The organism is Aeromicrobium sp. (genome assembly GCF_025965075.1).
In the GTDB taxonomy this organism is placed as follows: domain Bacteria; phylum Actinomycetota; class Actinomycetes; order Propionibacteriales; family Nocardioidaceae; genus Aeromicrobium.
On sequence record NZ_JAOPXQ010000110.1, the window covers coordinates 1 to 3564 of the forward strand.

Here is a 3564-nt window from a genome sequence, read left to right on the forward strand (position 1 = left end):
TCAGACGTTGAAGCGGAACTCCACCACGTCGCCGTCGGCCATGACGTAGTCCTTGCCCTCCATGCGCACCTTGCCGACGGCCTTGGCGGCGTTCATCGAGCCGGCCTCGACGAGGTCGTCGAACGACACGATCTCGGCCTTGATGAAGCCGCGCTCGAAGTCGGTGTGGATGACGCCGGCCGCCTGGGGAGCCGTGGCGCCCTGGGGGATCGTCCAGGCGCGCGACTCCTTGGGGCCGGCGGTGAGGTACGTCTGCAGGCCGAGGGTGTCGAAGCCGACGCGGGCCAGCGCATCGAGCCCGGGCTCCTCGACGCCCATGTCGGCGAGCATCTCGGCGCGCATGATCTCGGCGTCCTCGTCGTCGCCCAGCTCGACCAGCTCTGCCTCGGACTTGGCGTCGAGGAAGATCGCCTCGGACGGGGCGACGAGCTCGCGCATGCGGGACTTGAGGTCCTCGTCGCTGAGCTCGTCCAGGTCGCAGTTGAAGACGTACACGAACTTCTTGGCCGTCATCAGGTGCAGGTCGCGCAGCAGGTCGAGGTCGAGCCCGGCCTTCAGCACGCCGGTACCGGCCTCGAGCGCGTCCTTGGCCTTCTTGGCCTCCTCGAACGGCGCGACGAGCGACTTGTCCTTGCGGGACTCCTTGTCGAGGCGCGGCAGCGCGTTCTCGATGGTCTGCAGGTCGGCCAGGGCCAGCTCGATCGAGATCGTCTCGATGTCGTTGGCAGGGTTGACGTCGCCGTCGACGTGGGTGACGTCCTCGTCGCGGAACACGCGGGTCACCTGGCACAGGGCGTCGGACTCGCGGATGTGGGACAGGAACTTGTTGCCCATGCCCTCGCCCTCGGAAGCGCCACGGACGATGCCGGCAATGTCGACGAACTGGACCGTCGCGGGGAGCTGCTTCTCCGAGCCGAAGATCTCGGCGAGCTTGCCGAGCCGGTGGTCGGGGACGCCGACGACGCCGACGTTCGGCTCGATCGTCGCGAACGGGTAGTTCGCTGCGAGGACGTTGTTCTTGGTCAGTGCGTTGAAGAGGGTCGACTTGCCCGCGTTGGGGAGTCCGACGATGCCGATGCTGAGAGCCACGAGGGACGATCCTACGTGCTCAGGGGGGGTCGAGGCGAAACGCCCGGAGCTCGAGGTCGTACCAGTCCCGCCGCAGCCCGAGGTCGACCATCCCGAGCCGGCGGCAGACCCCCTGCGACGCGGCGTTGTCGAGGTCGGTCACGGCGTACAGCTCGGGGATGCCCGCGGCGAACGCCCGGTCGACGAGCGCCGTCGCCGCCTCGGTCGCGTAGCCCTGGCCCCACGCGTCCGGGTGAAAGTTCCAGCCGATCTCCATGTCGCGTCGGTCGTACGTCGCGCTGCTCGGGATCGGCACGACCATGACCATCCCCAGCGGCCCTCCCCCGCGCAACGAGACGTGGAAGATCCCGGCGGCGGGATGGTCACCGGCGCGCTCGGGCTGGCGGGCGATCCGGGCGACGGCCTCGTCACGGTGGACCATCGCGGCCCCCGTGCCGCTCCACTGCGCCACCTCGGGCCGCCGGAACATGTCGAACAGGAAGTCGGCGTCGTCGGCGTCGAACGGCCGCAGGATCAGGCGGTCGGTCTCGATGGTCATCCTCCGTTCCTATCAGGTGGCTAGGCTCGCGGCCATGACCGTCATCAAGATCAACGCCATCACCGTCCCCGCCGGATCCGGCGACGAGCTCGCCCACCGCTTCGCGGCCCGCGCGGGTGCCGTCGACGGCGCCGAGGGGTTCCAGGGATTCGAGCTGCTCAAGCCGACCGACGACCGTGAGCAGTGGCTCGTCGTGACCCGCTGGGCCGACGAGGACTCGTTCCAGGCGTGGGTCAGCTCACCGGGGTTCGCCGAGGGTCACCGCTCCGCCGTCGAGCGTGCCGGCGGCGACGCGCCCAGGCCGGTGTCGAGCCACAGCGAGCTGTGGAGCTACGAGATCGCCGGCGGCTCGGCGGGCTGACCTCAAACCCGTCCCCGAGTGGCGCAGTTCTGGACGACACGCCGTCTCGAAAACTTCATTCTGCGCCACTCGCGGAATCGGGGTGGAGTCACACGCGGGGTCAAACGGGGGCTCGGTTCGATGGGGTGAACGGCCCGGCAACCGGTCGGGTCCACCACAGGAAGGAACGCACCATGGCGCTCTTCATGGATGTGCACAACGTCGAGGGCGGCGTGTCGGCGGACGATGTCGCCGGCGCCCACGCGGCGGATCTGCAGACGCAGGAGAAGTTCGGCGTCAGCTATCTCAAGGCCTGGGTCGACGAGGAGGCCGGCAAGATCTTCTGCCTGGTCGAGTCCCCCGACGCCGAGACCGCCAACACCGTGCACCGGGAGGCACACGGGCTCGTCGCCGACGAGATCTATCCCGTGAAGGAGTTCTCCTGATCCGTCCGGAGGCTCGAGATGGGCGGCGGTCGGTGGCAGAATTTGCCCCAGCATGAGCACCGCCGTCCATCTTCTCGGACGTCCGAGCATCAAGCGGACGTCGCACGGCGACGCCTACCAGTTCCGCAGCCGCAAGAGCTGGGCCGTGCTGGCCTACCTGGTGCTGAGCGACCGGCCGCCGAGCCGCAGCCAGCTCGCCGGCCTGCTGTTCGACGAGGCCGACGACCCGATCCGCGCCCTGCGCTGGAGCCTCGCCGAGGTACGTCGAGGCGTCGGCGAGGGCAGCTCGGTCGACGGTGACCCCGTGGTCCTACGACTCGCGGACGACGTCGTGGTCGACGTCGACGTCCTGACCCACGGCACGTGGGAGCAGGCGGTCACGCTGCCGGGGCTCGGGACCGAGCTGCTCGAGGGCTCGCCGATCCGCGGCGCACCGGTGTTCGAGACCTGGCTGCTGTCCCGGCGCCGGCAGTTCGCGGCGGCCTCGGAGGCGATCCTGCACGAGGCCGCACTGGGTTCGATGTCCCGCGGGCAGACCGACCGGGCGATCGACTACGCGGTCCGCGCCGCGACGATGAGCCCGCTCGACGAGAACCACCAGGCCTTGCTGATCCGGCTCTACCGGCGCAGCGGCGACCAGGCGGCGGCGACCCGTCAGTACGACGCGTGTCGTCAGACCTGGGCGCGCGAGCTCGGCATCGCCCCGGGACCGGCCGTCGACTTCGCACTCCAGGAGGAGCTGCCGCGCAGTCGTGAGGCCGTGGACGACGACTCGATCGCCGCGACCCTGGAGGCGGGGGTGGCGGCGGTGTCGGCCGGCGCGACGTCATCGGGACTGTCCTCGCTGCGGGCGGCCGCGCAGCTGTCCGACCGGGCCACCTCGAGCCGCCTGCGGGTCCGTGCCCGGCTCGCGCTCGCCGAGGCGCTGATCCACTCCCTGCGCGGCCACGACGAGGAGGGCCTGGCGATCGCCCACCGTGCCGGGGAGATCGCGCAGGAGCACGGGCTCCGCGTCGAGGTCGCCCAGGCCCGCACGGAGCTCGGCTTCGTCGACTTCCTCCGTGGGCGCTACGACCGGGCCGAGCAGTGGCTGACCGAGGCGCTCGACCTGGCCACCGGCTCCCCCGGCACCGAGGCCAGGATCATGACGT

General features: G+C 70.3%; 5 protein-coding genes. 3 read left to right on the forward strand and 2 right to left on the reverse strand.

Annotation, left to right across the window (positions count from 1 at the left end):
• Together ychF and JWQ91_RS07220 are read right to left on the reverse strand one after the other, a co-directional pair.
• Complete coding sequence (gene ychF / locus JWQ91_RS07215) at positions 1 to 1089, reverse strand: redox-regulated ATPase YchF (protein WP_297782185.1); 1089 nt, start codon at positions 1087 to 1089, stop codon at positions 1 to 3.
• A 19-nt stretch (positions 1090 to 1108) separates the two neighbouring features.
• Positions 1109 to 1627 (reverse strand): GNAT family N-acetyltransferase, encoded by a 519-nt coding sequence (locus tag JWQ91_RS07220; protein ID WP_297782186.1) that lies wholly within the window; start codon positions 1625 to 1627, stop codon positions 1109 to 1111.
• Between the two features lie 34 nt (positions 1628 to 1661).
• Between JWQ91_RS07220 and JWQ91_RS07225 the strand changes: the two genes are divergently transcribed.
• The 3 genes from JWQ91_RS07225 to JWQ91_RS07235 all read left to right on the forward strand — a co-directional run.
• Entirely contained in the window at positions 1662 to 1988 is a 327-nt protein-coding gene (locus tag JWQ91_RS07225; RefSeq protein WP_297782187.1) for an antibiotic biosynthesis monooxygenase, read from the forward strand.
• A gap of 173 nt (positions 1989 to 2161) precedes the next feature.
• Entirely contained in the window at positions 2162 to 2413 is a 252-nt protein-coding gene (locus tag JWQ91_RS07230; protein WP_297782188.1) for a DUF4242 domain-containing protein, read from the forward strand.
• 52 nt (positions 2414 to 2465) lie between these two features.
• The coding region (locus JWQ91_RS07235; protein WP_297782189.1) for a BTAD domain-containing putative transcriptional regulator at positions 2466 to 3564 on the forward strand (1099 nt) is incomplete at its 3' end.

Excerpts from the sequence above, each read along its gene's own strand:
- JWQ91_RS07220 (WP_297782186.1), bottom strand. The coding sequence starts at position 1,627 with ATGACCATCGAGACCGACCGCCTGATCCTGCGGCCGTTCGACGCCGAC.
- JWQ91_RS07225 (WP_297782187.1), top strand. The coding sequence starts at position 1,662 with ATGACCGTCATCAAGATCAACGCCATCACCGTCCCCGCCGGATCCGGC.
- JWQ91_RS07230 (WP_297782188.1), top strand. The coding sequence starts at position 2,162 with ATGGCGCTCTTCATGGATGTGCACAACGTCGAGGGCGGCGTGTCGGCG.